This is a genomic window from Salinicola sp. (genome assembly GCF_982684285.1).
In genome coordinates, this window is sequence record NZ_CEXLVS010000200.1 from 1 (window position 1) to 1,343 (window position 1,343).

General features: G+C 65.3%; 2 protein-coding genes. One reads left to right on the forward strand and one right to left on the reverse strand.

Translation table 11 applies throughout. From position 1 onward, the window contains the following. Positions 1–247 precede the first annotated feature (247 nt). Positions 248–517, forward strand: a complete 270-nt coding sequence (locus AC3AYF_RS15635) for a PAAR domain-containing protein (protein WP_075562149.1) — start codon at positions 248–250, stop codon at positions 515–517. Here the strand turns inward: AC3AYF_RS15635 and AC3AYF_RS15640 are convergent. After that, positions 508–1,343, reverse strand: an 836-nt coding sequence (locus AC3AYF_RS15640; RefSeq protein WP_487779969.1) for a hypothetical protein, incomplete at its 5' end; no start/stop codon positions are given. The two genes, AC3AYF_RS15635 and AC3AYF_RS15640, sit on opposite strands and share 10 nt — an antisense overlap.

The following is a 1,343-nucleotide window of genomic DNA, read 5'->3' on the forward strand; positions in this document are numbered from 1 at the left end:
CGCCCACCAGCCGGTGGGGCACGAAGGCGGTGCCGGCGATGTCGAGGGTCAGCAGTCGCTGGGACTGCGACAGGTCGATGTCGAAGGTGTCGAGTAGGCTATCCAGCATTGTCCCTGCCTCCTGGCCGCTTCACCATCACACCACCCACTGCTTGTGCCGCCCGGGTGTCGATGGCTAAATTAATGCTCGTTGATGAGCCCGCTTGGTCGGACTCGACCTCTCACACTTGCCAGGAAGCCCGGATCGATGAAAGGCATCGTTGTACTCGGTGACGCCACCAGCCACGGCGGCAAAGTCATCACCGCGCAAAGCAATTATCTGATCGACGGCAAACCGGTTGCCTGTGTCGGCGACAAGGTCACCTGTCCGAAAGACGGTCACGGCAGCACCAACGCCATCGTCGAAGGTCATCCGACCATGAAGATCAACGGCAAGCCGGTGGCGCTGCATGGCCACAAGACCGCCTGCGGCGCCTCGCTGATCTCGTCACACAACGGCGACAGCGGTCACGAATGATCCTCGCGCTGCGCGGTTTCGGCCGCGCAGGATCGCAAGCTCCATACCGTCGAGCGGGTTTCATCTTCCACGCGGATCACGACCGCGCTGTCCAGCGGCGAGAGCGACGCCATCGCCAGTACCAACGTCATCGCCGTAACCGCCTCGCCGGGCCAGCCACAGAACTGATCGACACTCACGCCATCGTCGATCATGTCGATCTCCGGCCAGCGCTCGATCAGCGCGCTGCCGATCTCGACCGCCCTGCCGGGCAGCCCCATGGCATCGATGACGACCCGTGCCGGGGCGGCACTCCCGCTAACGTCGTCGGCAGGCGCATCCGGCGCCTGGACCCCGCCAACCTCAGCGCCCGGAGCCGTGGCAGGCGGAGGCCAGGCGTCCATCAACAGTTCGAGCAGGGCCTGGCGCTTGGCATGATCGCGTTGCGTCGACCGGGCGGGATGGTCTCGGACGACACCTGCGTCGATTCGCCAGCCGCTATCGAAGACGGCATCTTCAGACAGTAGTCGCTGCATCAGCAGCGCCACGACGGCCTCTCCCACGTACAGCCCCGGACTGTTCGAGGAGCGCCCCATGACACGGCGCTGCTGCAGCGCGGCGACGTCCTCCTCATTGAGCAGAGAGTCCGCGCTGATCCACAGGACGTAGGGCATACCTCCGCCATCGCCGACGCCCAGCGCGGTGTGCGGGGCGCCACCTCGCGTGGTGTGATGTATCTCTCCCAAGGCCGAGGCGTATTGCGTCTCGACAATGGCGCTCCGTAGACGCTCGACGACGATGGCGGTCGCTTCAGGCGAGCGCAGCGGCGCCGTCAGCACCACATCGA

Coding starts and splice junctions, on each gene's coding strand:
- AC3AYF_RS15635 (WP_075562149.1), top strand. CDS start 248: ATGAAAGGCATCGTTGTACTCGGTGACGCCACCAGCCACGGCGGCAAA.